At 42.9% G+C, this 26,325-nt stretch carries 24 protein-coding genes and 1 pseudogene; 16 read left to right on the top strand and 9 right to left on the bottom strand.

Features of this window, described 5'->3' with window-relative positions; all coding sequences use genetic code 11:
• Positions 1-11 precede the first annotated feature (11 nt).
• From NCCP133_RS21915 to NCCP133_RS18990, 3 genes and pseudogenes are all read right to left on the bottom strand, one after another.
• Positions 12-251, bottom strand: a pseudogene (locus NCCP133_RS21915) (GerAB/ArcD/ProY family transporter).
• Positions 252-325: 74 nt separating this feature from the next.
• The gene (locus NCCP133_RS18995; protein ID WP_264806837.1) at positions 326-712 is read right to left on the bottom strand and encodes a hypothetical protein; all 387 of its coding nucleotides are present in this window, start codon (positions 710-712) and stop codon (positions 326-328) included.
• Positions 713-1,048: 336 nt separating this feature from the next.
• Entirely contained in the window at positions 1,049-1,525 is a 477-nt protein-coding gene (locus NCCP133_RS18990; protein ID WP_264806836.1) for a hypothetical protein, read from the bottom strand.
• A 116-nt stretch (positions 1,526-1,641) separates the two neighbouring features.
• Here NCCP133_RS18990 and NCCP133_RS18985 point away from each other — a divergent pair, with 116 nt between their 5' ends.
• Both NCCP133_RS18985 and NCCP133_RS18980 read left to right on the top strand, forming a co-directional pair.
• Positions 1,642-1,983, top strand: coding sequence for a hypothetical protein (locus NCCP133_RS18985; protein WP_264806835.1), 342 nt, complete (start codon positions 1,642-1,644; stop codon positions 1,981-1,983).
• A 274-nt stretch (positions 1,984-2,257) separates the two neighbouring features.
• The gene (locus tag NCCP133_RS18980; protein WP_264806834.1) at positions 2,258-2,785 is read left to right on the top strand and encodes a CBO0543 family protein; all 528 of its coding nucleotides are present in this window, start codon (positions 2,258-2,260) and stop codon (positions 2,783-2,785) included.
• Positions 2,786-2,930: 145 nt separating this feature from the next.
• Here the strand turns inward: NCCP133_RS18980 and NCCP133_RS18975 are convergent, their stop codons facing one another.
• Positions 2,931-4,355, bottom strand: coding sequence for a Na+/H+ antiporter NhaC family protein (locus NCCP133_RS18975; protein ID WP_264806832.1), 1,425 nt, complete (start codon positions 4,353-4,355; stop codon positions 2,931-2,933).
• Between the two features lie 805 nt (positions 4,356-5,160).
• Here NCCP133_RS18975 and NCCP133_RS18970 point away from each other — a divergent pair.
• The 4 genes from NCCP133_RS18970 to NCCP133_RS18955 all read left to right on the top strand — a co-directional run bounded on the left by NCCP133_RS18970 (position 5,161) and on the right by NCCP133_RS18955 (position 11,083).
• Positions 5,161-5,415, top strand: coding sequence for a heterocycloanthracin/sonorensin family bacteriocin (locus NCCP133_RS18970; protein WP_309298091.1), 255 nt, complete (start codon positions 5,161-5,163; stop codon positions 5,413-5,415).
• A 179-nt stretch (positions 5,416-5,594) separates the two neighbouring features.
• A complete protein-coding gene (locus tag NCCP133_RS18965; protein WP_264806831.1) occupies positions 5,595-7,547 on the top strand; it encodes a putative thiazole-containing bacteriocin maturation protein in 1,953 nt (650 codons plus the stop codon).
• The gene (locus NCCP133_RS18960) at positions 7,544-9,487 is read left to right on the top strand and encodes a TOMM precursor leader peptide-binding protein (RefSeq protein WP_264806830.1); all 1,944 of its coding nucleotides are present in this window, start codon (positions 7,544-7,546) and stop codon (positions 9,485-9,487) included. Before NCCP133_RS18965 ends, NCCP133_RS18960 begins: the two co-directional genes overlap by 4 nt.
• Positions 9,488-9,508: 21 nt before the next feature.
• A complete protein-coding gene (locus NCCP133_RS18955) occupies positions 9,509-11,083 on the top strand; it encodes a SagB family peptide dehydrogenase (protein WP_264806829.1) in 1,575 nt (524 codons plus the stop codon).
• Between the two features lie 177 nt (positions 11,084-11,260).
• Here NCCP133_RS18955 and NCCP133_RS18950 read toward each other — a convergent pair whose 3' ends face one another.
• Entirely contained in the window at positions 11,261-13,135 is a 1,875-nt protein-coding gene (locus tag NCCP133_RS18950) for a terpene cyclase/mutase family protein (protein WP_264806828.1), read from the bottom strand.
• Positions 13,136-13,212: 77 nt separating this feature from the next.
• Between NCCP133_RS18950 and NCCP133_RS18945 the strand changes: the two genes are divergently transcribed.
• Both NCCP133_RS18945 and NCCP133_RS18940 read left to right on the top strand, forming a co-directional pair.
• Positions 13,213-14,346 carry a DUF2515 domain-containing protein gene (locus NCCP133_RS18945; protein ID WP_264806827.1) on the top strand — a complete coding sequence of 378 codons (1,134 nt, stop codon included), beginning with the start codon at positions 13,213-13,215 and terminating at the stop codon, positions 14,344-14,346.
• On the top strand, positions 14,273-14,725 hold the full coding sequence (locus tag NCCP133_RS18940) for a CBO0543 family protein (RefSeq protein WP_264806826.1): 453 nt from the start codon (positions 14,273-14,275) through the stop codon (positions 14,723-14,725). Before NCCP133_RS18945 ends, NCCP133_RS18940 begins: the two co-directional genes overlap by 74 nt.
• Before the next feature lie 120 nt (positions 14,726-14,845).
• Here NCCP133_RS18940 and NCCP133_RS18935 read toward each other — a convergent pair whose 3' ends face one another.
• Positions 14,846-15,436, bottom strand: coding sequence for a guanylate kinase (locus NCCP133_RS18935; RefSeq protein ID WP_264806825.1), 591 nt, complete (start codon positions 15,434-15,436; stop codon positions 14,846-14,848).
• 884 nt (positions 15,437-16,320) lie between these two features.
• On the opposite strand from NCCP133_RS18935, the gene NCCP133_RS18930 reads away from it, so the two are divergent.
• Positions 16,321-16,557: a hypothetical protein gene (locus NCCP133_RS18930; RefSeq protein WP_264806824.1), complete on the top strand. Its 237-nt coding sequence runs from the start codon at positions 16,321-16,323 to the stop codon at positions 16,555-16,557.
• Between the two features lie 121 nt (positions 16,558-16,678).
• Here NCCP133_RS18930 and NCCP133_RS21910 read toward each other — a convergent pair whose 3' ends face one another.
• Both NCCP133_RS21910 and NCCP133_RS18915 read right to left on the bottom strand, forming a co-directional pair.
• Positions 16,679-17,212 (bottom strand): UGSC family (seleno)protein, encoded by a 534-nt coding sequence (locus NCCP133_RS21910; protein ID WP_309298090.1) that lies wholly within the window; start codon positions 17,210-17,212, stop codon positions 16,679-16,681.
• A 65-nt stretch (positions 17,213-17,277) separates the two neighbouring features.
• Positions 17,278-18,318: a hypothetical protein gene (locus tag NCCP133_RS18915; RefSeq protein WP_264806821.1), complete on the bottom strand. Its 1,041-nt coding sequence runs from the start codon at positions 18,316-18,318 to the stop codon at positions 17,278-17,280.
• Between the two features lie 156 nt (positions 18,319-18,474).
• Between NCCP133_RS18915 and NCCP133_RS18910 the strand changes: the two genes are divergently transcribed.
• The 6 genes from NCCP133_RS18910 (at position 18,475) to tnpC (ending at position 24,109) form a co-directional block, all read left to right on the top strand.
• A complete protein-coding gene (locus NCCP133_RS18910) occupies positions 18,475-19,620 on the top strand; it encodes a class I adenylate-forming enzyme family protein (RefSeq protein ID WP_264806856.1) in 1,146 nt (381 codons plus the stop codon).
• A 13-nt stretch (positions 19,621-19,633) separates the two neighbouring features.
• Positions 19,634-20,425 carry an enoyl-CoA hydratase gene (locus NCCP133_RS18905; protein ID WP_264806820.1) on the top strand — a complete coding sequence of 264 codons (792 nt, stop codon included), beginning with the start codon at positions 19,634-19,636 and terminating at the stop codon, positions 20,423-20,425.
• 260 nt (positions 20,426-20,685) lie between these two features.
• Positions 20,686-21,639 (top strand): NAD(P)H-dependent flavin oxidoreductase, encoded by a 954-nt coding sequence (locus tag NCCP133_RS18900; protein ID WP_264806855.1) that lies wholly within the window; start codon positions 20,686-20,688, stop codon positions 21,637-21,639.
• A gap of 139 nt (positions 21,640-21,778) precedes the next feature.
• Positions 21,779-22,090, top strand: a complete 312-nt coding sequence (gene tnpA, locus NCCP133_RS18895) for an IS66 family insertion sequence element accessory protein TnpA (RefSeq protein ID WP_264806819.1) — start codon at positions 21,779-21,781, stop codon at positions 22,088-22,090.
• Positions 22,084-22,440 (top strand): IS66 family insertion sequence element accessory protein TnpB, encoded by a 357-nt coding sequence (tnpB, locus tag NCCP133_RS22005; RefSeq protein WP_442874293.1) that lies wholly within the window; start codon positions 22,084-22,086, stop codon positions 22,438-22,440. The genes tnpA and tnpB overlap by 7 nt, the downstream gene beginning before the upstream one ends.
• A 43-nt stretch (positions 22,441-22,483) precedes the next feature.
• On the top strand, positions 22,484-24,109 hold the full coding sequence (gene tnpC / locus NCCP133_RS18890) for an IS66 family transposase (RefSeq protein WP_264806818.1): 1,626 nt from the start codon (positions 22,484-22,486) through the stop codon (positions 24,107-24,109).
• 250 nt (positions 24,110-24,359) lie between these two features.
• Here the strand turns inward: tnpC and NCCP133_RS18885 are convergent, their stop codons facing one another.
• Positions 24,360-24,662: a hypothetical protein gene (locus NCCP133_RS18885; protein ID WP_264806854.1), complete on the bottom strand. Its 303-nt coding sequence runs from the start codon at positions 24,660-24,662 to the stop codon at positions 24,360-24,362.
• A gap of 1,110 nt (positions 24,663-25,772) precedes the next feature.
• Here NCCP133_RS18885 and NCCP133_RS18880 point away from each other — a divergent pair.
• Entirely contained in the window at positions 25,773-25,946 is a 174-nt protein-coding gene (locus NCCP133_RS18880) for a hypothetical protein (RefSeq protein WP_264806817.1), read from the top strand.
• Positions 25,947-26,325 lie beyond the last annotated feature (379 nt).

The following is a 26,325-nucleotide window of genomic DNA, read 5'->3' as shown; positions in this document are numbered from 1 at the left end:
TCGTACTATAGCTAAGACGTACAAAAAAAGTAGCCTATGAAAATGGAGCTGATTGCTTTGCCGATCAAATTGCCTGTAAGGTACTTATGGGCTGTCACAAAATCACCATCAACCGTTTCGGCAATTTTATAAATCATCCAAATGATGACATGTATGCATCCCCCGGCAAACAGGATGGAAATTCAGGCATCATAGCCTGCATCCTTTGCGATGACTCTCTGATAGCCAAGAACCCCAATGCCAATTTGCATGGACATAATTAAATAAAACACTAGAAATGGAGATATCTTCAATCTGTCTGGTATTGGCTGCTCCTGTATCTGGTTCACCCCCGTTTCATGATTGGTAACTGGCTGCTGTAAAACTGCGTTCCCGCTCCCGAGTTATTCATCAATATTCTTTTTCTCTTGTGCTTTTTTCTTGCTAAAGCGGATAGGAATTTTAGTTCGCAAAAGAGCCGACTCTTGGATTGCATTTGAAATGGAAGCCTGATAATCACATCTTTCATATCTGTAACCCTTGGCGGATATAAATGCTTAAGTTCTGTTTCAATCGTCAGCATGACGTAGCCATTTAAAATTTTTTGTTCGATTAATGAAAGGTCATTTATTGAAGGGTCATCACAAATCTGCACATCTGCAACAGGTACAAGCTGTTTAATGTCCCGATTTCCCGGAATTCCTCTTCCAGAAGATATGGGAGAGAATACCATCCTGTATCATATTTTCATCAATTGAAGTGGCTATAAAGTAAGTCCAAAGCGCACATTTGTTTTTTGGTTGTAGTAAAAAAATTTCTTAAAGTCTTTGGATAAAGGATTTTTCCGATACCTAATACTGGATATCCTCTTTATTCCGTTTTTTTTCAACTAGAAAGGCGCAGGTCAAACCAATGATGAATGTGCGGAACCTACTGCTTCGTACAGTCTGTGGAGCAAGGTTATCGCTATTGTGAAGCCAACGTGGACAATTCTTCGACTCGGAAATCTCATGTTTGCATTTACTTCGCTTTCCTTCTCCAATGAAGGGGACGTAAAGTCAGTTCTTGGTCATTTATTCGCTTTGGGCTGTTTCAACACTTCGTCCTGCCACAATTGATACAGATAGATGATGATCGCAAAACCGACCATCATAGCAACAATAGCTATTGTAGACATAGTCGATTCACTCGAAACAATCCCCATCTGTTGCCATACCGGGTAAACAATGTACATAAATAACCCGTCCAATAGTATATTGACAATCAAATACATCCAAAATTTTCCGAAAGTGAAGCTGAATACCCAGATAACTATAACTAAATATGCCCCATACACCCAAGGAACCGGGACGACTTTATCCCACCCGAACAGACTGGAACCTGTCTCTTTCCACCATCCGTAATGGTAAGCCGCTTGATATGCCAAGGTATGAATAACGGTCATAAATAAAGCGACCGGCATGTACCTGCGTACAGTATCCATTTTCAAAAAGAACAAGGACGCCCAAGGCAATATCAAGAGTGACCAGAGAATAATCTGTTTCATGTCATTAAAACCCCACATTAGTTTTATGTGTAGTGTACTCTTGGTTCATATATTTATTCGATTATCCGATAAAAGTAACTGAAACACCGACTTGGTTAAGCAGAATAATATTCCACTTGGAAATAATGTTTGCGGTTGGCTACGATTTTTTTAGATGCTTTAAGGAAGGTTTAAATCATAAGACAGCAACCAAATGGTATTCGGATAGCGATGATTTATTTCCAGAATTAACAGAACGTTTCAGACCGGCAAATTTATCAAAGTGGATTGATTTTAAGTTTGCTATTAAAGCAGATTTGGAAGCTTATGAAAAACCATACTATCGATTTCCTGTGTTTAGTGATAAAGTATTCGTTTTTAACCTAGAAAATCAAGTGATTTATTTGCTTATATTGAAGAGAGATTTGATGGTGGCAAAGGGCGTTTTGTTGAAGGCTTACCCTCAAAAGAAGATTTAATGAAACTTTATTGGGCAAGTATGAGAACTCTTGATGAGTTTTTGAAAAACAAGCCTTATAAAAACCCTGAACTATATATTTTTGAACAAGTTCCAGTAAAGCTAATAGACTATATAGAGTAAATTTTTGTTCAACTAAAGCTCTGTTATATACAGTTTAGTTCAATGAGAAAAGGTAAATAATATGAGAAACACGGTTTGGAAGATCGAATAGGCAGAAATAAAATAAATTATGGTGAAGTATTACATATTTTGTTTTCAAGGGAAGTGGGACTGTGCATGTTATTTTATTACTAGGGTTCCTATTTGCAGGATGGAAATGGGGAGATTGGAGAAATTGGAAGAAATATTATTCCACTATTCTTTTCTTTATTATAGGGGACTTAATATATAGTTATTTATTGTATAATTATCCCATGTGGCAATTTCATCCTTCATTTGATAAAGCCATACTGCCGAACCATACTTTGATTTCTCTTGCAGTTGAATTTATTAGTTTCCCTGTAAAAGTATTAATTTACCTTGGGAATTTTCCCGAACATAAAAATAAAGTAAAGCAATTATACTATATTCTCACATGGGTGATCTTTTTTACAGTATTTGAGTTTACTTCAATAAATATATGGGGTGGTCTTTCACACCATAATGGTTGGAATATGCTTTATACTTTCTTTTTTTATATCGTTATTTTTGTCATGCTTCGACTGCATCAAAATCGTCCATTATTGGCATGGGCATTTTCTTTTGTGATTATTACATTTTTATTGTTTTCCTTCGATGTTCCCATTGGGTCCATGAAGTAAAAGGATAGATATACCTCAAGGGTAATTATCTAGACTCCCCTGCTAAAATTAGGAACACTCGCCGCTTATGTGGCGAGTGTTCCTTCATGTTAAACAAAAAAGCAAGTCAATTAAATCTATTAGATATTCTGAACTCTTTTTTCTATTATGAAAGGATGTAGCCACTCGCAATAAATATTGCAGTTGCCAGCACAGCCCCAATAGCCGAGACCTTCAATTTATATCGGGCATAATCAACAAGATCCATATCAAGAATGGAAGCGGTTGTGATGGTGGTATCACCAAGCGGGGAGGTTATCGCACCAAATGCACCGCTAGCAAAAACAGCTCCAACTGTCAGAGGAATGGACGCTTCGGTTGAGACAGCCAGTGTTATTCCCAAAGGCATAAACAGACCCCATGTTCCCCATGAACTTCCTATGAAATACCCCACGACAGATCCCAGTACAAATATGGCGGCAGGCGTCAGATTGGCGGGCAGAAAGCTTCCTAAAGAGCTCCCGATAAACTTGGAGAAACCAAGATCTTCGGCAGCCATTGTTAGGGCCCAGATAAGAATGAGGAGGCTAATCGCTTCCATCATCTGATTGCCGCCATCATAAAAGTGATAGAGGATTTCATTCATCTTCTCGCTTCTTATTATGTAGAAAACAAACGTTAATACAAGAGTGATAAAGACAGCCAGGAGCATGACAAACGTGGCATCCGCCATGGAAAAAGCTTCAAAAATGGTCTCTGCTCCCTGATCTATGCCGTCCTGCCATAACAGAAATAGTGAAAATGCCAGAAGCAAAGTGACCGGAAATATCAAATGCCATGGCTGTGCTTTTACAAGGGATAATTCTTTCTTAATCCCCTGGCGGTGAAACTCATGTTCTTGTTCTTCGAGATCCTGATGTACCTGTTTGTTTTGCTGGTTGATCTTTTTAGGTGACCAAAATGTCTGCACAACCCCGATCAGCAGCATAATGATTGCATAGAAGTTAAACAAGATGCTTAAGAGGAAAATTTCATAAGCGGACATATTCAGGTTAAGGCCGCTGATTCCGCCTTCAACCAAAGAGACCATGAATCCGACAAAGGCAGTCGCAACCGGCAAAAGCACAATCACAGACTCTGTCGAGATATCGAGCGTCATGCCCACCTTTTGCTTGGACAGGTTCATTTTTTTAATCAGAGTTTTTATTATAGGCCCAATCATCATGATCCGGAACATCGGCATCATGAAGGTGAAAGGGATGGTTATCCAAATGAAGCCCAAGAGGCCGCGTTCTGTTTTGATCCTGGTCCCAGCCCATTCTGAAAAACCCTTAATGCCTCCGGCTATATTCATCATGCCGACCAGCCCGCCGAATAAATATAAAAACCCGACGATTTTAATATTGGTTTCATCAGAGAGGGTGGTAACGATGTATGAGACGGATTGCTCTGTACCAGCCAGCAGGTCAGAAGAAACAATGATCGATCCAACCAAAATGCCCGCCACTAAACCAGGCAGAATGTTTTTAAGCCAAATGGACATTGCTATAACGATTAAAAATGGTAAGAGAGAAAGCCATGTTTGATCCAATTTTCTGCCCTCCAAAAAAAATGCCATTACTGATTTAGTATAGCCAAGGGAGGGTTGTCCATTCCTGAATCCTGACTGTAATTATAGAAGCATTAGATCGCCATCCTTCATTCAAAGAAGCGTTCATGAAACGATTCTTCATTTTATTTTTCAAAATGATGAAAAGGTAAGCTGAATCCGTCATTTTTATGAAATGGTTAGAAATTACTGAAGGTCGTCATGAAGGGCTCATGAAGCCGGAAATGAAGGGAGCGCGAGGAAAAAAGGTCGTCATGAAAGGTCTATGAAGCCGGAAATGAAGGGAGTGTGAGGAAAAAGGTCGTCATGAAACGCTCATGAAGCCGGAAATGAAGCGAGTCCGAGGAAAAAGGTCGTCATGAAACGCTCATGAAGCCGGAAATGAAGCGAGTCCGAGGAAAAAGGTCGCCATGAAACGCTCATGAAGCCGGAAATGAAGGGAGCGTGAGGAAGAAGGTCGCCATGAAGCTTTAATGAAGCCGATAATGAAGAGAGCCAGAAGAAAAGGTCGTCCTGGAGCGCTCATGTAATCGGTAATCAAGCCATATATGGAATAAAAGTCGTCATCAGTCAGTACTCTGCAGCACTATTGATGCAATTCACCTTATTTCATTCTTTCATGGTTAAAGGACGCCCGATAAATATGGGTGTTTACCTCAGTAACAATCCCCTAGCCTATCACATATTTTGATGAAGAGAGTATTCGAAGATAAGGACGGCTGATTTCGGATGTTCTTTAGTTTGCCCCTTTCAAGTTACTTCACATCTTATTAATAAATCCGGAGGTATGTACATGAATGATTTTCAAAATGAGCTTCAAATGTTGAATGTTGGGGATTTCCATGCGAACGAAGCGCTTCCTTGGGATCAGAACCAATACTATATGGATCAGTCTCGACAGTGCGGTGGTTTTGGCTTTAGCTGCTTCTTCTTTTTCTGCTTCAGCTGCTTTAACTGTTTTAATTGTTTCCGCTGCTCTAACTGTTTTCGCTGTGGAGGCCGTTGCGGAGGACGCTGTGGCGGGCGTTGTGGCGGCCGCTAGCACTAACAAGAATGCCAGTTTATTAAAAACTGGCTTGACCATCAAAAAAGGAGCCCCTGCATCTGCATGCAGGGGTTTTTCGTTTTAGCGTTTGACATATGAGACAAATCCCGGTACATAGGATTATAGAGAAAGATATTTTCATAAATAGGAATCGTTTACGGGTAAGGAGGAGCGATATGAAAAATTTGACCCCTTCTATGCGGTTAAAAGTGAAAAGGGACACGTTTTTTCTCCCTGATCCAACCAAGGGTGTGTATTTTCGGAACAATGTCAGCTCCTTCCGCATGGAAGGCAGTATGATCGATCAGTGGATTCAAAAGTTAATTCCGATGTTTAATGGTGAAAATACGTTGGGGGATTTGACAGCTGGTTTGCCGGGTCCACATAGAAATCGGGTGTTTGAAATTGCAGAAGTGCTGTATCGAAATGGCTTTGTTCGGGATGTAAGCCAAGACCATCCTCATCAATTAAAAGATCATGTTCTTAAAAAGTACTCTTCTCAAATCGAATTCCTGGAAAGTTTCGGCGATTCAGGTGCATACCGGTTTCAGGCCTATCGGCAGGCAAAAGTGCTGGCAGCAGGATCGGGCCCTTTTTTTGTTTCGCTGGTTTCTTCGCTGATTGAGTCCGGATTGCAGAAGGTCCATATGCTCATTACGGACCCGGAATCGACAAATAGGCAGCGGCTGAAAGATATTATCGAACACGCACGTCAAACAGATCCCGATGTCTCAGTAGAGGAGGTAACCCATCAGAAGGATGAAGATGATTCCTGGGAGGAATTGATTCAGCCGTATGATTCCATTTTATATGTGTCAGATTCAGGCGATGTGGAGGAACTGCGGGTTATACATGCCGTTTGCGGGGCGGAGAAGAAGGTGTTCCTTCCTGCTATATTTTACAAACAGGCTGGTCTGGCAGGTCCGCTGGTTCATCCGGAATCAGAAGGGTGCTGGGAGTCTGCGTGGCACCGCATCCATCAATCTGCGTTTTGCGAAGACAAGCAATTGCACACCATCTCCTCAACAGCAGGAGCCATGCTGGCTAATTTGATCGTGTTTGAACTATTTAAAGAGGTTACAGGCTTGAGTAGTGCTGACCAGCGCAATCAGTTCTTCCTGCTTAATTTAGAGACGCTGGAAGGAAATTGGCATTCGTTTAGGCCTCATCCGATAGTGACCGGAAAAACAGCAGCGGAATGGGTTCAAGATGCTGATCTGAAGATCGAACAGAGTTCGAGCAGAAGTGACCCGAACAGTTTGTTTCTTTTCTTCAGCCAATTGACATCCAAAGAATCAGGGATTTTTCATAAATGGGAGGAGGGAGACTTAAAGCAGCTTCCGTTAGCACAGTGCGAGGTTCAGGCAGTCGACCTGTTGTCTGAGGGTCCGGCAGAGCTGCTGCCAAGCATTGTATGTACAGATTTGACGCATGAGGAGGCACGCAGGGAAGCAGGTCTGACCGGGATAGAAGAGTATGTGTCGCGGATGGCTGGCCAGCTCGTTTCGGCTCTGCTTCCACAACGCGAAATAAATGTAAATTCTAATGAATTTTTTGGTGTGGGAGCAGGGGAAACCTTTGCAGAGGGGGTTTTACGCGGGCTGGACCAGTGGTTGGACGAGGAACTGGCTAAGCGCGCAAGGGATCAGAATACTGTGGCACGAGTGCACTTGAGTGCAGTAGAAGATGAACGCTGCAGGTTTTATTTGGACGCATTGACAACGATGCAGGGAGCTCCGAAAATCTGCATGGGTGAGGGAGTGTCGGGCTTCCCTGTGGTCTGGGTCGGTTCGAACGATCGCTGGTGTGGCAGTGCGGGATTTAATCTAACATTAGCGCTGAGGAAAGCGCTGCAGCAGTCGATCATACAGGGGCAAAACCAAACCGGCAGACATAAGGCAACAGCAATGGAGGCATCATCTGTGCTAGTGGAAGAAAAGGAGCCGCTAAGTTTTGTCATTCCGCCTTGTGAAGAGATTGCACAATCCCAGGTTTTGCTGGCTGCCAGACAGGTGCTGGAACGGAATCGCAAGCAGCTTTTAGTCTGTGAATTTTTGCTAGAACCATTTTTTAAAGAGCATCTGGCAGGGGTGTTCGGGGTGTTCATACGAGAGGAGGAATCTCAGTGAGTGCTGTCGTGGTAGTTGTTGGAGAAGGACTGCTGGCGGACAGCGTATGCAAAGAACTGCCCTCCAGATTGAATGTCGTTCGCCATAAAAATTTCGAGCCAGAACTGCCGGAAGGCACGCAATTGATTTTGGTGCTGCACGATACCTGGATGCCTGCTGTTCATAAAAAGGCAGAAGAGGTGTCACGGTCATCCGGAATTCCTTGGCTGCGGGGCTTTGTTTCATTTGGAGAGGGTGTGGTTGGTCCGCTGGTTCACCCTGGGACAGCGGGGTGCTCACAGTGTGCGGACATGCGGAAACTCTTTGCAGCGCGCGACCGCGAAGAGATGTGGGAATTGCAGCAGAGACTCGAAGGGCAAGAGGGATTGATACGTGACGCATGGGCATCGCGCACGGGACTTTTACAGATGGCTTACCTGCTCGTGGCGGAGGTGCAAAGGGTGCTGGAGGGCAGTTTGGAAGACTTTGAGGGACGAATGTTTTTGATCAGCCTGAAAACACTTCAGAATTCTCGTCACCTGATTGTACCAGATTCATTGTGTCCGATCTGCAGTTCCTTGCCTGAAGATTCAGAGGCAGCTGCCCGAATATCCATGCAGCCAAGCCCAAAAATAAGCGCAGACAGTTACCGCTGCCGTTCATTGGAGGATTTAAATAAAACGCTCGTTAATAATTATCTGGATCCACGGACTGGATTGTTTAATGGCAAAATGTATGATTTCACACCTCCATTTGCAGATGTCGTTGTAAACCTGCCGCTGTTTAGAGGAGACGAAGGCGTTGCAGGCCGATCGCATTCCTATAAGGTGAGTGAATTGACGGCGATTTTAGAGGGGCTTGAGCGGTCGTGCGGTATAACTCCACGTGGAAAAAGGACGGTAGTCTATGACAGTTACCACAACTTGAAAGATCGAGCTCTTAATCCTGTTACAGTAGGTGTGCATGCGGATGAACAGTATGAACGGCCGGGTTTTCCATTTAAAAAGTTTGATCCTGATAGCCCTATTAATTGGGTGTGGGGGTATTCCTTTTTGCAGGAGCGTCCGATTTTGGTTCCTGAGCTGCTTGCTTATTACAGCTTGGGCTGCGGAAATGGATATGTCTATGAAACGTCCAACGGATGCGCGCTGGGCGGTAGCTTGGAGGAGGCCATTTTCTACGGTATTTTGGAAGTGGTGGAACGTGATTCGTTCATGATGGCCTGGTACGGCAAGTTTTGCCTTCCGTGTCTTGATCCTTACTCCTCAAATGACCAGGATTTGCAGTTAATGATTGATCGAGTAAGGACGGTAGCGGGATATGATCTGTATTTGTATAACGCGACAATGGAGCACGGAATTCCAAGTGTTTGGGCAATGGCGAAAAACAGGAAGCAAAAGGGCTTGAATATCATTTGTGCGGCAGGGGCTCATCTGGATCCGGTACGGGCGGTAAAAAGCGCGGTTCACGAATTAGCTGGGATGATGATGACACTAGACAATAAATTTGAAGCGAACAAGAAGGAATTTATGCGGATGCTGCAAGATTCTTCGCTCGTCCGGAAAATGGATGACCATGGGATGCTTTACGGCTTGCCGGAAGCGGAGGAGCGCTTAAAGTTTCTGCTGGATGAAAATCGGCCGCTCCGAACGTTTTCTGAGGAATTCAAGCGGGAGGGGAGACATGCAGACCTGACAGATGAGCTGCAGGACATTCTTCAAGCGTTGCATGAAGTGAACCTTGATGTCATTGTGGTGGATCAGACCTCACCGGAAGTGAGGCGCAGCGGATTGTATTGTGTCAAAGTGCTGATTCCTGGGATGCTGCCCATGACATTTGGTCATCACTTAACACGCGTATCAGGGCTTGAGAGGGTACTAAAGGTCCCAACGAAACTTGGGTATGCCAAAGAACCGCTTACACTTGACCAGCTTAATCCACATCCCCATCCATTTCCATAAGCTCTGACTGGGAGGTAAAAGATGAGTCTAGAGACATTTCTGTACAATTTGCATTTTGATATTGAAAAGGTTAGCCCATCAGACTGGGAAGTGGATTGGGAAGATGCACCGCTTGCTTATAAGCTTTACCGCGGCTTGCCAGATGTGCCCCTGTCGCTGGAAGTTCCCCTTTCGCTTGATGAATGGGATCCACCGGCAAAGCCTGACCTTAGGAGAATCGGTCATTTTCTCTGGTATGTATTCGGCCTGCATCAAGTTTGCCAGTCAGTTTCTCTCTTTGATTCCAATGAACAAGATGATCCACTTATACAGTCGTTTCGGCGGTCTGTTCCTTCTGGCGGAGCGCTGTATCCAAACGAAATATACATGTATCTGAAATTGGAGGATTTACCTGAGGGCATATACCATTATGATGTGCTGCATCACCGCCTGGTTCTGCTGCGTGAAGGCAATTATGATTCATATATAGATCGGGCTCTTGGCAATCGCTGTGATGTGTCATCTTGTTTTGGTGCTGTGTTTGTGTCGACCATGTTTTGGAAAAATTTCTTTAAATATCATAACTTTGCTTATCGCCTGCAGGGGTTGGATGCAGGTGTGGTGATCGGACAATTATTAGAGGTGGCGAAGAGGTTTGGTTTTGCAGCGGGGGTGTACTTCCAATTTCTTGATCGTGCCCTCAACCATCTCCTTGGGCTATCTGAACAGGAGGAGAGCGTATATGCCGTTATCCCGCTCTCAGTCGAACCGACAAATTGGTTTAATAACAGAAGCAATATAGACGGGATCGTCTCTGCCTCCGAATTGTGCCAGGAAGTGAAATCGATTCAGACTCATTATTCCACCGGTTCGCTCAGAGTGAAAGAATTTCCGATGGTAACCAAAATCAATGAAGCGTCCATGCTGGAATCAACAGGATCGTTTCAGCAAATCATACCTGCAGTGAGGAATTGTGAGGGAAAGGAGGTTGCTCTTCCTTATGTAAAAAGATTATCTTTTGATCTGGCGTCAGTCTGCAGAAAGCGGTTTTCACCGGACATGGATTTCGCTTTAGGAAAGGTTAGCGGGCAGCAATTGGCTGCTCTGCTGCAGGAGGCAGCCGCTTCCTTCCCGTATCGGAACGATATAGACACGGCACCTGACAATCGACAGTCACTCGTCACACTTTATGGCTGTTTGAACCATGTTGAAGGCATTCCGGATGGCGCCTATTATTATGACAGCGATGCTCATACGCTGAGAGAGCTAAATCCTGGAGATCATCGGCTTTTAATACAATCTGGAATGCCTATGGGCAATGTGAATTTGTTCCAAGTCCCGCTCTGTCTGCATGTAGCAGGGGATAAAGATTTCTATAAAACGGCACTTGGCTTCAGAGGCTATCGTATTCTGCAAATGGAAGCGGGTATGCTTGTGCAGCGTTTGCTTATAGCGGCAACTGCCCTCGGGATGGGAGGGCATCCACTTCTCGGGTATGATGCGAAAATGTGTGATGAAATTTACAAACTGGAATCACAAGGGAAAACGAGCCTCATCCAAATCCCGATTGGCTTTTATCGGTCCCGTCCATGGCTGAGGGGAAGTTTAATTAGCTAGACAAGGCGATGATCCTGTTGCTGTTGGAAGTAAAGTTAATATCGACGCACAGCCGTACGGAACGACTAGAAGCTGCAACTTTTATTATAAGGCGCCTTTTGCTATATGCCTTAAGCAGAAGGCGCCTTGTGTTTTACCTGGAAACTCAAAAAAGATTGAAATGGCAATTGCAATGTGTCATTGTTCAAACTTTCGATGGTAATGCGACAAAGCCATAAGGGGAAAGATATAGCGGTAACTGTGATAGTGGATATAGAAGCTTTCTGCCATGGCTTGCCCTTTTGGATAGGCTGTGGTCCAATCCTCTTTATCAATCGAGTTCAGCAAATAATGAATTCCTTTTTGAATGGCTGGTGTCGGCCTGTCTTCAACAGCAAGTAAAGCATCAACTGCCCAGGACGTGTCCGTTAGGGTACTTGCATTCAAGGGTACATATGTTTTTTGACTGTCGCTCAGACAGGATTCGCCCCAGCCGCCATCATGGTTTTGAATCCTCTTCAAGAAGTCAGCGCCCTTCCGGATGGCTGGGTGACCTGGAGATAATCCAGCAGCCATAAGACCTGTGAGCGACGCCCATGTTCCATATATATAGCAAACTCCCCATCTGCCATACCACGAACCGTCCTGCTCCTGATTTTTTAAAAGCCATTTAAAAGCTTTTTGAAAAGATGAATGATCCTTTGGAAGATCTGTATAGCTGCCCAAAAACTCCAGGGTCCTTCCTGTCAAATCGGCAGAGGTCGGATCGCCAAAAATATATTCACCCTTTTCGATCGGCAGGAAATCGAGCCATGGATTCTGGGTATTCCTTTCAAATGAAGGCCAGCCGCCATCCTCATTCTGCATGGATAAAAGCCAGCTTATGCCCCGATCCCAGGCACCCTGATAGATTGGGGTATCCTTTGCGCTTCTGGCAATCGATCGGAGCGATGCAGTCGTGTCGTCTACATCAGGGTTGACTGTATTGACATCGGAAAATCCCCATCCGCCTGGCAAGCTATTCGGATTATGAATGACCCAGTCCCCAAACTCATCCTGCTGCCGCTTCAGCAAGTAGGTGTTTGCTTTTTGAACAAAGGGGTCTTTATGGGAAACACCGGCCAATTGGAGAGTAGAATTAATGAGGGAAGTGTTCCACACACTGGCATCTGTATATTGCATATGCGGGAGACTGCCGATATCCGTCCGAAGCGATTTCAATCCCTTCACGGCCTTTATTATGATCTGGTCATCCTTAGCGTAGCCCAATGATAAAAGGGCAAAGATCATTAAAAAGGTTGAACTGAAATAACTATAAAACGTTCCATCCGGTTCAATGCGCTCGAGCATATATTCTTTGGCCCGGTCCATTGCCATGGAGTGAAGCTGTTCCGGCAGGCCCAAGAGGTCTTCTATGCCGTCTTTAATGGCTGATAATAAGGAGCGGTAATCAGGGTGAATGGCCCAATCATCGTTTCCGGATCTTGTTAGGTTTAATTCTGAAAGGTCCGGGCTATATTTCGTTTTTAAGCTGAATTTAGTTTCTGCCAGAATCAGGATAGGAGCAAGATTCACTCGTCCGTATACGGAAAACTGATAGAAGTTAAAGGGAAAAGAAAGGGGCAGAAGCATGACTTCAACCGGGATCGGAAAGGATGCTGGCCATTTGTACTGCCCGGTGGAAGAGAGCATAATTTTCGTAAAAATATTCACATTTTCCATCCCGCCATTCTCAAGGATAAATCGCCTGGCTGCGATCATCCTTGGATCTTCCTTCTGAACATAGCCGGAGTAGAGGAGTGCGTAATAGGCCTCCAATGTGGCAGTCGCATTTCCACCTCTTTCATCATAAAAAAGTTTCCAGGCGCCATTTCCTTCCTGTTTGTTTCGTATTCGGGAAACCAGCCCCCTCATTAATTTTTCATCATGTATTTCCAGTGTTCTTAATAAAATGATCATATAAGCATCTGTCGAGATGCCTGTATCAAAGGGATATTTCCAAGAACCGTCTGAAGACTGGGCTTTTTTTAGCTTGTGGATTAACTGGTTAATCCCTTGAGTAGTATTGTACATGACTCACATTCCTCTCCCGGTAGTTTCCTATATTGATTCATATTCAGTTAACGGAGGGAGAATTCATAGAGGAGGGGATGAAGATCTTTTTCCGGACAAAACAAGAGCAGTCCCCCATTGAAATGATAAAGGAAGAATTAAAGAAAAGAACAGGTGTCCAAAAAACGGCAGCACTATCAGCAGAAGAGAAGAAAATCCTCGATCAAATCAAAAGGGAAACAGAAATATGGAATAAAAATAATGTCACAAGAACAAAAGCTTATTTGGATTTCTACCGGCAGCATCCAGAAATTCACTGGGCATTTCTCGGGCATATGGTTTCCCGGAATGGCGGCTGGAACATGACCGATCTCAAGGGTGAGCTACTGTCCAGATTATTATCGGACAAGGAGAAACAATCCTTTTTTTCTTTTCTGGAAAGGGGAAACTGGCTCATCTTTCAGGATGCCTATCCGCAATTTTTGATTTACCGTGAAAGCCTTAGAAAAAACAGGCCGTTATTTTTCCTGCTTCCGTTCTTAAATATTTCCGTCTTTATGGAAGCAATCTGGAATTGCTTCTGGAGAAAGCGTCAGCCATTCTTTCTCACCATCGCTCTGATTATAAATGAACAAAGCTACCTGGAAAAAAGGGTGATTCAGAATCACAATTATAAAAACGGGGTATTTCACAAGCTTGAATTCAAGCTTCAGGAGTTTCTTTCACTCAATCACATTCTTTTTCCATATAAAAAGGGGAGAGCAATTCACTTAAAGGGGCTGACTTTATATCATTTTGAGTCTTTGCATGAGCGGATTCTATTAGGGAAGAGACTGTATCATGTCTTATTCAGGAACAAGGATGTGCTTGCTAACACGGAACAATGGGCGAACACCCACCCTCATACAGGATCAAGGAAGGATTATTGGCCAGCTATTTTTAATGCTGTTCATGAAGGGGTGCCGGGCGAAAAATATCAGTTTCAATTAAAATCCTGCAACCTCCGGCCAGGGGGCAGAAGAATCTATAGTCCGGCCCTTGAAAACGCCTGGGAAAATGTAAGTCATGCAGTAGCGGAAAAAGGGGACTGGTTTGAACACTTTCACGTACTGGATTATTTTATGGAAATAGAAGATACCATTAATGGGGAGATTCAGGATGAATACTGTAAAACACTTGAAAGACTCGAGCTCGCAGCTCTGGCAAAAAAAGCCATCACGATTTGGCATTAAAAGATACATACCTGCCATGCTCCTCGCTTCCTTATTGGGAACCTATCTAGATCTTTATTATGTCGGAAAGCAGCTTTACCACTTCCCGATTCGCCCCTTGCCATCCATTTTTTCCATTCATATCGGATTTACACTGGTTGCCCTGCCGATCACGATGATTGTTATTTTGAATTTCCTGCAAAGGTGTAGGATATGGTTAAGGATCCTATTTGTATTGTGCTTGAGTTTATTGATGGCTGTTATGGAAAAAGCGGCAGAAAATATGGGACTGTTCGTTCATGCAGAGGAATGGAATCACATGAATACCTTTGCGGGCTATTGCCTATTTATTGGGCTGATCTATGCGTTTCATGGATGGATGAATAGGGAGAGAGAATAAGAGACTGGCGAGGAAAGAGTTCAATTACAGCAGTAGCCATTTGATGAAAGCGGCTATAATAAGTGAACGAAAAAGGACGCGTGAGATTCACACGTCCTTTCTTGCTGTCTGCCAACTAATTTAGTAATCCGTAACGATAACATCTCGTTCTAAAAACGCTTCGATCAGTTCACTAATTTGAAAAGCAGTCTGCGGAGCATCATAATTCTCCAATACATGTTTATAGTTCTTTTTATAGCCCATTGTTTCGTCGTAATGGGCCATGTGCCGCTTGATGTCTTCCTCAGGATCCTGGCGTTCTTTTTGCCGCTCAATAACCGTTTCGCGATCCGCAAAAATAAAGAAGCTCATAACCTGCTCGCCGTACATTTTTTTCAGCTTTTCGGCACCTTCAGGATTCAGCGTCAAATAGATGAGGGGATGCTTTTGGAATGCCTGGACGATATCCTCTTCGCGAATTCCATAATAATACCCATCAATTTCAACACTCTCGAGAAATTCTTGCTGTTTTTGCATCTGCTTGAAGGTTTGTTCATCAATGAAATGATAGTCTTCACCATCTTTTTCATAATGTCGGGGGGAACGAGTGGTGTAGGAAAGCACGGTTTGCATATCAAACGCAGTAGCCACCATTTTAGCAATGGTTTTTCTCCCTGATCCATCTGGACCAGTGTAAATGAATATTTTTTCTTTTCCCTGGATTTGATACATAAATGACCTCCTATTTTTAAATGTAGTAAAGAAACATCTGTCTCTGCGAAGTGTATTGCACCTTAATGCCAATATGCCTTTTGCAGCCTGCAATGAAGCTTTGTTAAAAAGTGAAAGAAGATGTCCCTTGTAATGATTGTACCTAAAAATGCGGCTGAATTGGGAAAATTCCTTTAATATTAACAGAATATTCAAAAGTTAATATCCTTAAAACCCCTTTTACAGAGAAAAAAAAGTATTGTGAGGAAGCTTTATAAGGGACTAAAGGAATCTGCGCCGAAAGGCTGTTTTGAATTTTAAATGTTATTAATTTATGAATCAGATTCTCACATGGATAGTACATTAAAGGACTTCTTCTATAAGACAAATATTAGTTTTTGCTGGTGTTTATTAAAGGAAGTTAACAGTCTATTTACAAATAGGTGAATGTCTAATTGTTCGACATTTTTTTAAGGATCCCTTGTTATTATGGCATTATTTTAGAAGGAAAGGAGCTGACAATTATTAAAACATTCGATAGTGATCGGGAAAAAACAGAATGAATTGATTGCCTAATTGGTTATTTGGATTAGCATTTAGCAGCCAGATTGATAACCACCTGGTGAAAACAATTTCCATTGTTCCAAAAGGGATCAAGTCTAAACGATGCTAGGAGGAATCGTGATGGAGGTTTACTTTATGTTGGTTTATATGTTTCTGTTACGCTTGTGCTTGGCTGGCTGATTAGCATTGCTTTTAATCTGTTTACACATTAGCGATTTATCTGTCATAAGAAGCTATAAAAATATGAATCTGCCACCGGCACTCGTCTCTCATTCAAAATTTCATACATACAGCAAGATCACCCATTCAGCAGCTGCCCTTTAGCGTTTTTGATTTTAAATATGAAAGATCCAGAGCTTATCTTCATAACCAGGGAGGGAATTGATGTGTGGATTTTAACCCTTCTTTTACAGGACAGAATCAAAATGTTTGAGTATGACAATAAGGATGAAGCCAGAGCAGAGTTTGAAAAAGCAGATGGTTGTAAATTTCTTTCTGAGATTATCCATTTTAAGGATTTTGAAAAAAGAGTAAGGTTAAAAACTGGTGATGTCAGAAATCCCCCTTGGAGATTTTGAGAAGAAGCGGCAAGTCACATACTAGCTGAAAATGGCTATGATGCACCATGGAATAGCTTTCTTATGTAAAGAGAAGACAAAAAGCCTATTCATCAAGCGATGAAAGGCTTTTTGTATGTACTCATTCTTTCGTCAGAACCGACAGAACTTCACCGGTGATTCTTTGTGCTTCCTGCTTCAATGCAGCGGGAAGGGCGGTAGCGATCGGGTGAAACACTTCAACGATATGATAATTCTTGAATCCCTGCACCTGGGCAGCTGTCGTCCCCTGTACGATAAACTTATCGGTACAGACGGCTGCAGAAGGGATTCCGAGCTTTTCTAAATAGATTCCATCAAGCACACTGCTTGAGCTGCATGATCCTCAGTCGCCGACACCTGCTACAACGGCATGGCAGGACTTCAATTGATCAAGCATAGCATCCGGAAACGGCAGGGAAGGGTTCTTTTTATCGAACCAGACGACTTCCGCATGATGGTTTTCACGAAACTCTTCAGCCAATGCTGATAAGAAAACATCCGAATTTCTTTTTCCGTTGTTGATAAAGGCAACTTTCCTTCCTTTCACATCCGATAGCCTGGGCGCCAAAACGTTTTCTGTTTCCACAGGGCCTTCTGTTGGATCAAGTACAATAACCTTATCTGTCAAAATCAATTCTTCTCCTCCTTTCACAGTTTTCTAATTGCCACGAGTCAAACTGACCCGTATTAGCAGTCACTTCATGTAAAGCCTGACAAACGAACCTGCTTCGTAACCGCAACAGATTGACTGACGCTTCCCCAGCCTGGAATAAAAGACGAGAATCGTCCGGCAGGACCTCCTCCGGTAATCAGCAGAATATCGTCAGGGGAAGGAAAGGCTGTTGCCCATTCATCTTTTTCCTCAGCTAAAGGTTCCAGTCTCAAGCCAAACTGATAAAACTCCGATTTTTTCCTTCTGGCATGTTCGAACAGAAAATCTTTTACTCTAGCTTTATCCCATCCATGCTCCAATAGAGTGGCCACATGTTCAGGGCAAAGCACCAGCGCACATTGCGTGCTTCTTTGCATATGGAAGGTTGCCAGATTGGTCATGATGTCAGCAATAGACATCAAAATTCCCTCTGGTATATGGGCTACGTGGTTGTTAATTTGATGCGGACCTTCGGAAGCAAAGGCAGTCACTGTGCTATCACTTCGATTAAACCCTCTCTCTACATGAAGAGGGTCCCATTCAGGAACATCCGCTTCCCCAATGCAAAAACTGATTTTTCCCGGATGTCCGATTGTCGTTTGGTCAAATTGAGAAGACCCGCCTGCATTCTTCATGATCAGGCCAATCGCACGTCCAATCGTTGCATTCGCTCGATGGGCGCCACCCATCAGATTTTTCCCGGTATTGAGCCCGATTTGATGAATAATCGGTCCGTTGACGATCAAAAGGATTGATGCGCCACCTGTACTTGCTGTTGGACCGTGAACCCCAAATGCCGGATCCAGAACAGCCTCCATTGCCGCCATGACGACAGGCATATAAGCAGGGATGCAGCCAGCCATTACCGCATTAATCGCAACTTTTTCAGCCGTAATAAATCGGTTTCTCTCCGGAATTGTCCCTGCAATGTCAGACGGCTGCGCTTTCACATAGTCAAGCATTGCCTGGACTCTTTCAGGGGTCGGGGGGATAATCGGCAGACCATCAGTCCAGCCCTTTTCGAAAAAGTGGTCTACTGCTTCCTGGGCTTGGCTGAATTCTAGTGTTTTGGAAGAAAGTTGGGTCATTGTGTCACCTCCTTGGGAAATGCTATTCTTCTTTTTTATTATAAAGCAAATAGGCTGACTTGTATAAATATTTAGATTATTCTAAATATAATTTATATGACCGGGGATGCCGACTTTGTCTGTTGTTAAACCGGCAATCACAATAAAGATGAGAAGATTCCCGGCTGGTCGGAGGGATGGGAGCTATTAGAAACCGGCTCTGCAGATGAGATTGAGGGAATCAGCATTCATATGAAAGATCCCGTTATGCTGATGTATACATCCGTTACAACAGGAAGACCTAAAGGAGCGATTTGGACACATGAAACGACTTTCTGGTTTTCGTCCATGCAGGGGCTAAGATGGAAGTTTACTGGTGAAGAAGTGGGGATGACAACAGGGCCCCTCTATCATGTGGCAGCATTGGAAGATATCGCATTGCCGATCATGCTGATGGGCGGCACACTTTTAATCACCAAAAGCAAAGGATTTAAGATTGAGAGAATTCTATCTGTTATTGAGAGCGAAAAGGTCACCGATTGCTTCCTATTTCCATTTATGATCTATGAAATGCTGAATTCATCTCAAATTGATCAGTATAAGCTTGAAAACTTAAATGTTATCTATACGGGAGGAGACCCCATTATGCCATGGGGACTCCAGCAGCTCAAAAAGAAATTTCCGCATGTGAGGCTTGTACAAGTATACGGCCTGACAGAAGGAACACCGATCGCGGCTTCGCTTGACCACGAGGACGTTTTTGAAAAAAGCCATACAGTTGGTAAGCCATCACCGCTGACCGAAATTAAAATCATTGATGACTCCGGAAAACCTCTTCCTGTAGGGACAGTGGGCGAGATCGCGATCAAAAGTCCAGCCGTATCCTCAGGTTACTGGGGAAAGCCAAGGGAAACAAAGGCAACATTTGTGGATGGCTGGTGCAAAACCGGTGATTTAGGAAAATTCGATGAGGAAGGATTCCTGACCATTGCGGGCCGAAAAAAAGATATGATTCGAAGCGGCGGTGAGAATATCTATGCCGCTGAAATTGAGGATGTACTTTTCCGGCATGATGCAATAAAGGAAGTATCGATTATTGGCATTCCTGACCCCAAATTTATTGAAGCGGTATGCGCTGTTATTGTCAAAAAGGAGGGCAAGCAGCTTACGGAAGAGGAAGTAATTGAATACTGCAAAAAACATCTTGCAGGCTACAAAAAACCAAAGAAGGTTATTTTTGTGGACGAATTACCGCGAACTCCATCCGGTAAAGTACAAAAGTTTGTTCTGCGAAACCAGTATAGAGGTGTGAATCATGGATAGGGAGGAAAGGAATTTGGGGACGGTACAAGCTGTTTCATGGTCAAAGCAGGATGGCATTGCAACGCTTATCATTAATAATCCGCCAGTGAATGTCCTTAGTAAAGGTGTTGTTGAACAATTGTCCATTGCTGCGGAAGAAATTAGAACGGACCTCGAGGTGAAGGTTGTTATTCTTACGGGGGCAGGCGAAAAGGCCTTTATGGCTGGAGGGGATATTAAAAGCTTTCCTGATTGGATTGGAAAAGGGGCAGAGGAAGCCAAGCAAAAATCCCTTTGGCTTCAGGAGCCGCTTAATAAACTTGAGAGGCTCCCGCAGCCGACCATTGCTGCGATCAATGGTTTAGCTCTAGGGGGAGGGTGCGAACTGGCCTTAAGCTGTGACATTCGGATTGCTGAGGAACAGGTTAAAATCGGTCTTCCCGAAATAAAATTAGGATTATTTCCGGGTGCGGGCGGCACACAGCGGCTTCCACGGCTAGTCGGGAAAGCACGGGCAAAAGAAATCATCTTTACCGGTGAACCTCTGACGGCGGAGGAAGCCTGTCAAATTGGTCTTGTGAACCATATTGCTCCAAAAGGAAGATCCCTGGAGAAAGCGATGGAACTGGCGAATAAAATTAACAAATTTTCTAAGCCTGCACTTTCTTATGCCAAGCAAGCGATTGATGATGGGTATGAGCAAGCACTGGAAAAAGGTTTGGTAACAGAAGCTGAATATTTTGGCTATGTCTTTCAGACAAGGGATGTAAAAGAAGGAGTTGAAGCCTTTATCCAAAAGCGGAAGGCTAACTTTATGGATAAATAGCGGATAGAGAAGTTTGAAAATTAAAACTTTTAGAGAGTTTTAAAGAGGTATGTATAGTGCTTTACAAAGGTTATAGAACCTCCTTGATTCCCTCTAGCTTCGTATTTCGGGGTTATCTTTCGCACCGTTTTTTGAAATTTCTGGTCAACCTATTCGATGATTGATGCTCGTAGGCGTATCGAACAATAGATTACTATTCTAGGAGTGAAGTTGTGAATCAAAGCCGAGCTATAGTAGAACAAACTGCTTTACCTGTCATTATGGCCCCCATGTTTTTAGTATCAAGTCCTAAAATGGTCGTTGAAGGCTGCAAAAATGGCGTCATTGGATCTTTTCCATTATTGAATGCACGAACTGCTGAAATTTTAGAAAACTGGATGGCTGAGATTACAAACGAGCTTCAGCAGGCACAGGATGCTGAGCCGCATAAAAAGATTGCTCCATGGGCCGTCCATTTTATCGCCCATCGTTCTAATAAAAGGTACGAAGCGGATCTGGAGTTAATTAAAAAATATCAACCACCCATTGTAATTACGTCATTAGGTGATCCAAGCCCTGTCGTTAAAATCGTACATGAATACAATGGGCTGGTATTTTCAGATGTTATTAATCTGTTTTATGCAAGAAAGGCAGCACAGAAAGGAGTCGATGGACTCATACTCGTCTGCAATGGTGAAGGAGGACATGCGGGAACACTTAATCCGTTCGCATTTTTAAGTGCCGTTAAAGAATTTTTTGATGGGATAACGATTTTAGCAGGAAGCATCTCCAATGGGCAAGATCTCCTTGCCGCAGAAGCCCTTGGTGCAGACTTTGCCTATATGGGGACGAGATTTATTGCGGCTGCAGAAAGTTTCGCCAATGAGCACTATCAGAAAATGCTAATTGATTCATTTATGGAAGACCTCATTTACACGGATGCTTTTAGCGGGGTAAATGCTAATTATCTTATTCCGAGTATTCGAGCGGCCGGGTTGGATCCGAATCAGTTAACAAAGAAAGAAGAAGTTGACTTTTCCAAAATGAACGAAACAGAAGCTAAAGCCTGGAAGGATATTCTCTCAGCCGGACAAGGCGTTCATAGTGTCAAGAAGGTGCAGACAACAGCTGAAATCGTACAAGAGCTTCAGGAGTCTTATGAAAAAGCTGTCGCTACTATACTGAAGAAGCATTCAGTTAATAAGTATTATAAGAGAGAATCCAATAACAAATAGTTTCAATGTAACTGAGAATGAAAGTAAAGAAAGGGCCTGCCCCTGGCTTCATTATTACGTAAGCGTCAAACTACACCCACCTAGTTTCAGTGTTATTGCCATGAGATAATCTTCTCATAAATAATGAGGAGGCTTCTAAATGAAAAAAACAGAATTGCATATGGAATGGGAACGGCGGATTGCGGATTACGAATCAAGCGGCCATACTCAAGCCACATGGTGTGCAATTAATAAAGTAAATGTTAATCAGTTAAAGTACTGGTTGAAAAAAATAAAAGGTCCAAAGCGAAACCGCAGCACCAAATCCAAATTTACACCTGTCGTTGTGACCGAACCACCTGCGAATGAATCAATGGAAATTAAAATCGGCCAGGCATCCATAGAAGTTCAACCAGGTTTTAATCCATCGTTCCTCGCCGATATTGTAAGGACGCTTAAAACCTTATGTTGAATGAGGCAGCCATAAACTCCGTTTACCTCGCTCGAGGCAGTACAGATTTAAGAAAATCAATTGATGGCTTGGCCGTTATCGTAAGGGAGGAATTCGATCTTGATCCCTTCTCTCCCTGTCTCTTCGTTTTCTGTAACCGGCAGCGCGACAAATTGAAAATCCTGCATTGGGTCCACAATGGGTTCTGGCTGTATTATCGCCGTTTGGAAAGAGGTACTTTCCAGTGGCCATCGGAAAATAGTTCGACACCATTGAAGATCAATTCCCGTCAATTGCGATGGCTGCTTGATGGGTTATCCCTTGAACAGAAACAGGCACATCAAGCCGTAAGTGCCCGAACAATCATATAAAATAATAGAAGAAATTCGGCTGTTTTTGTCGTATAATGAACCTATGAAAAAGACAACGAACTTCCCCACTCAAGACCCTACAATTGAAGATCTTCTGAAACGCTTGGAAGTGCTTGAAAACAAAAACGCTGAGTTAGAGGCGAAACTGAAAAACCAAAACGATTTGGAAAACAAACTAAAATGGTTTGAAGAACAGTTTCGTCTCCAGCAGCAAAAAAGATTCGGCATTTCGAGCGAAAAAACCAATCCCGATCAACTGGACCTTTTCAATGAAACCGAAAATGAAGCCGATCCAGAAATCCCGGAACCAGCTTTGGAGTCCATCACTTATCAGCGAAAGCGCAAGAAACATGGACAGCGTGCATTGATGCTTGAAAACCTGCCTGTGGAAACGGTCGAATACCGTTTGTCCCTGGAAGAGCAGGTCTGTTCGTGCTGCAACGGGACTATGCATCAAATGAGCACGGAAGTCCGACAGGAACTGAAGTTCATTCCTGCGGAATTGAAAGTGGTCAAGCATGTCCGCCATGTTTACGGCTGCCGTAATTGCGAGCGCAAAGAGCTTGAGACGCCAATTGTCACTGCACCAATGCCAAAGCCAGTCCATCCGGGAAGCTTGGTTTCCTCTTCCCTTATGGCTCACATCATGAATCAAAAATACGTAGACGGCCTTCCCCTTTATCGCCAAGAAAAGCAATTCAAAAGGATGGGGGTGGGATTATCCCGGCAAACCATTGCCAATTGGATGATCCATGGAGCGGACCAGTGGCTCAGCTTGATGTATGATCGTATGCATCAAATCCTGTTGGAGCAAGATATATTGCATGCGGACGAAACCACTCTCCAAGTCTTACGGGAACCCGACAGGCCAGCCACTTCAAAATCCTATATCTGGCTTTACCGCACAGGGAAGGAAGGCCCTTCGGCCATCCTTTACGATTACAAGGAAACAAGGGCCGGCAAAAATGCGAAGGATTTTCTCTCCGGGTTCAAAGGCTTCTTACAAGTGGACGGTTACGCAGGGTACCATAAGGTACCGGATGTCACCCTTGTCGGCTGTTGGGCCCACGCCAGAAGAAAGTTCGATGAGGCATTAAAGGCACTACCGCCTGCAAAGCGCCAGACCTCTGGAACCAAAGCGGCCGAAGGTCTGCAATTCTGTAATCAATTATATAGAATCGAGCGTGATTTGAAGGAGTTATCTGCTGAAGAACGCCATGAAAAACGCCTTGAACTCAGCAAGCCAGTCATGGATGCTTTTTTGACATGGCTTAAAAAACAAAAGGGCCAGGTGCTACCAAAGAGTGCCCTCGGAGAGGCCGTCACATACAGTCTTAACCAGTGGGAAAAGCTTGAGGTATTTTTGCAAGATGGGCGTTTGGAGATCGATAATAATAGAAGCGAACGGTCGATTAAGCCCTTCGTAATCGGACGAAAGAATTGGCTTTTCAGCAACACTCCACGTGGAGCGCGTTCGAGCGCAATCATTTATAGCATTGTAGAGACAGCGAAAGAAAATGACTTAAATCCATATTATTATTTACGCTATCTATTTGAGGAGCTTCCCAATCTGGATCCAAAAGACCAGAATGCACTGGACAAATTACTGCCATGGTCAGAAACGCTTCCGGTCCATTGCAGGCTCTTTAATCAATTATCTAAATCATAACTTGATCCCCATCTATAATATAGGTGGGGATTATTTTACGCTTACCCATCAAATATGACGGAGTTAAGAAAAAAGAGTAAAGGTCAAATAGAGGAGTAATTAATTTATTTCAACAAAAATCGGTCAAACTCATTTGACCGATTTTTGTTATGGAATTAAATGGAAATTCTGTTAAAATCCTCACTTGTTAGTGGGGGTGAACCCCAATTAATCCAAATCAATCCCTTAATCGTAACATTTTACATCTCTTTTAATAAAACTTTTCATTTACTTCCCACGATTCCACTGTTAAATAAGCAGCTTTTGGATCCATCCCCTTCCCCATCAAATAGGTCATTGCAGCAACTTCTTGTAAGGCATGCTCATAGGAAGTTGCTTTCGCTTCATTCAGACCATAAGTCACAAAAGGAGCAATTTTCCTTAATACTTTATCCTTTAAATGAGGATATAACGGCTGCTTTGTCACTTGTTCTGCCCATATTTCCGATTGAGGGTATTGAGGAAACTGTCGAACATGCTGAGATGGAAAAAAAGGCATATAATTGAGATACATATGACTCACCTTGTAACTATACCTCCCTTTTTTATTCCTGCGTTATCCTATGTTAGGTGATTATGCTAAGACTAGACGTTTACCTAACCATATAACCCTTTCTCTAGTTCATGTGATAGATAGCTTTGATCTATTTGGTAATTAATCATATTGGAATACATTGATTATTCATCCTTCCTTTAATGAACTGTAGGTTCCGATTTTGTTTATAGTGGGCTAAAAGGTACAAAGGGACCAGTATACACGTGCCATGGCTCATGGCTCATATGCCACGGAACATGACTCATATGCCATGGAGATGGACAAATATAATGATGCATTTCTTTCACCTCTTGGATATTTTTTGATGATTACATTTCCATGTTCTTCTTCAAAAAAACAAATCCTTTATAATTTCATCTTTGTGAAGACCTTAGCCTATACTACGTTCCACTATTGTCCTAGGTATAGGTATTTTCCCTAAAGATTCCCTTATTTAGGCTATAACCCTAGGTAATGAGCCTTTTGCTTCGGTATTACAAAAAAAGGAGGCAAGATAAATTCTGATATTAATAAAAGAAACCCTTGTTTTATTCTTTATTCAAGGGTTTCTCCGTATTGTGATTTTTTTGGTAAAACAAAGAGGATAAAATAATGCCCCATTTGCTTTATAATTATATGTTTTTACTTAGGTATGGTGCTTTACCAAAAATGAATCCAGGGGTCACGTCAACAAAGTAGTTTGCACCTTAAAAATTTAACAAGGAAACGTCCATTTTTTGTACGCTACAGGCTTCATATCTGAGATTTTAGGTAAGAACAGTATATTTCATCAAAAATTTGGTCTCTATTTTGGGTTGCGTATAAAGTAAAGCATAGATATGAATTTCAGTAATAATTTTTTAAAATGTAGTGACCTTGTTCCAGAAAAGGGCGCGTTTCTGGAACTAAGAAGGAACGCTTTTCTAGAAAGAGTTTTTTCCTGTAAATGCTGTAACTAAAGGAAAACAGGAATTTGTTTGGCTTGCCTATAACCTGTTAAAATTAAAATATACACTACAAATGAAACACATAATGGAAACCCGTAGGATTGCCAAAGGAGAAAGATGAAGGTGATTGGGGTGAAGAACGATGAAGAAGTTGTCAAGTTTGCGTAGACGGATTCGAGAATGGCTAAGAAAGAGGAGAGAACGAAAAGAAGAGAAGTCACTCCCGAGTTTTGGAAACCGTTTGATTAATGACCATCAGGAACAATTGGAAAAGCCAAAAAAATTTTATCAAAATGAAAAACCAACCGAGGAATAATTACAGGGTACGATGCTTCCATAGCGGAGGGTCGCTTTTTTCTTATATAAGTAAACCAGCTAATAGAAGCTCCTTGTTGTTCCATTAAAGGGCGCATTTCCGGAATAAGGATCTGCGCCTATTTTGCATGAAAAGGGCCAGATAATTGAAAAAGAATTTCAAATAAATTGGATATTTATGTTAACATTGGTTTGGAGTTTGTGAAGGATTGTTTAAGAAGAAGCCCCAACTTGGCTTCTTTTTTTGATTTTAGGTGACACATTAAGGACACATAACTAATATATAATTTTGTTTTAATAATGGTTAGATGTTTTTGACACCCTTAAATTTCCGAAAGTTGACGGTATTGCCTGTCCAGAATTAGTCGATTATAATGTCC

Source organism: Cytobacillus sp. NCCP-133, assembly GCF_026011715.1.
Classification (GTDB): Bacteria; Bacillota; Bacilli; order Bacillales; family Cytobacillaceae; genus Cytobacillus.
This window is presented reverse-complemented; position numbering and strand designations above follow the sequence as displayed.

What these genes read in the sequence shown, in the direction of transcription:
- NCCP133_RS18935 (WP_264806825.1), bottom strand. Translation starts at nt 15,436, where the DNA reads ATGTATCAAATCCAGGGAAAAGAAAAAATATTCATTTACACTGGTCCA.
- NCCP133_RS18940 (WP_264806826.1), top strand. Translation starts at nt 14,273, where the DNA reads ATGAATACTGTAAAACACTTGAAAGACTCGAGCTCGCAGCTCTGGCAA.
- tnpA (WP_264806819.1), top strand. Translation starts at nt 21,779, where the DNA reads ATGAAAAAAACAGAATTGCATATGGAATGGGAACGGCGGATTGCGGAT.
- NCCP133_RS18915 (WP_264806821.1), bottom strand. Translation starts at nt 18,318, where the DNA reads ATGACCCAACTTTCTTCCAAAACACTAGAATTCAGCCAAGCCCAGGAA.
- NCCP133_RS18970 (WP_309298091.1), top strand. Translation starts at nt 5,161, where the DNA reads ATGTACATGAATGATTTTCAAAATGAGCTTCAAATGTTGAATGTTGGG.
- NCCP133_RS18995 (WP_264806837.1), bottom strand. Translation starts at nt 712, where the DNA reads ATGGTATTCTCTCCCATATCTTCTGGAAGAGGAATTCCGGGAAATCGG.
- NCCP133_RS18950 (WP_264806828.1), bottom strand. Translation starts at nt 13,135, where the DNA reads ATGTACAATACTACTCAAGGGATTAACCAGTTAATCCACAAGCTAAAA.
- NCCP133_RS18965 (WP_264806831.1), top strand. Translation starts at nt 5,595, where the DNA reads ATGAAAAATTTGACCCCTTCTATGCGGTTAAAAGTGAAAAGGGACACG.
- NCCP133_RS18900 (WP_264806855.1), top strand. Translation starts at nt 20,686, where the DNA reads ATGGCCCCCATGTTTTTAGTATCAAGTCCTAAAATGGTCGTTGAAGGC.
- NCCP133_RS18990 (WP_264806836.1), bottom strand. Translation starts at nt 1,525, where the DNA reads ATGAAACAGATTATTCTCTGGTCACTCTTGATATTGCCTTGGGCGTCC.
- tnpB (WP_442874293.1), top strand. Translation starts at nt 22,084, where the DNA reads ATGTTGAATGAGGCAGCCATAAACTCCGTTTACCTCGCTCGAGGCAGT.
- NCCP133_RS18955 (WP_264806829.1), top strand. Translation starts at nt 9,509, where the DNA reads ATGAGTCTAGAGACATTTCTGTACAATTTGCATTTTGATATTGAAAAG.
- NCCP133_RS18930 (WP_264806824.1), top strand. Translation starts at nt 16,321, where the DNA reads ATGAAAGATCCAGAGCTTATCTTCATAACCAGGGAGGGAATTGATGTG.
- NCCP133_RS18945 (WP_264806827.1), top strand. Translation starts at nt 13,213, where the DNA reads ATGAAGATCTTTTTCCGGACAAAACAAGAGCAGTCCCCCATTGAAATG.
- NCCP133_RS18880 (WP_264806817.1), top strand. Translation starts at nt 25,773, where the DNA reads ATGAAGAAGTTGTCAAGTTTGCGTAGACGGATTCGAGAATGGCTAAGA.
- NCCP133_RS18885 (WP_264806854.1), bottom strand. Translation starts at nt 24,662, where the DNA reads ATGTATCTCAATTATATGCCTTTTTTTCCATCTCAGCATGTTCGACAG.
- tnpC (WP_264806818.1), top strand. Translation starts at nt 22,484, where the DNA reads ATGAAAAAGACAACGAACTTCCCCACTCAAGACCCTACAATTGAAGAT.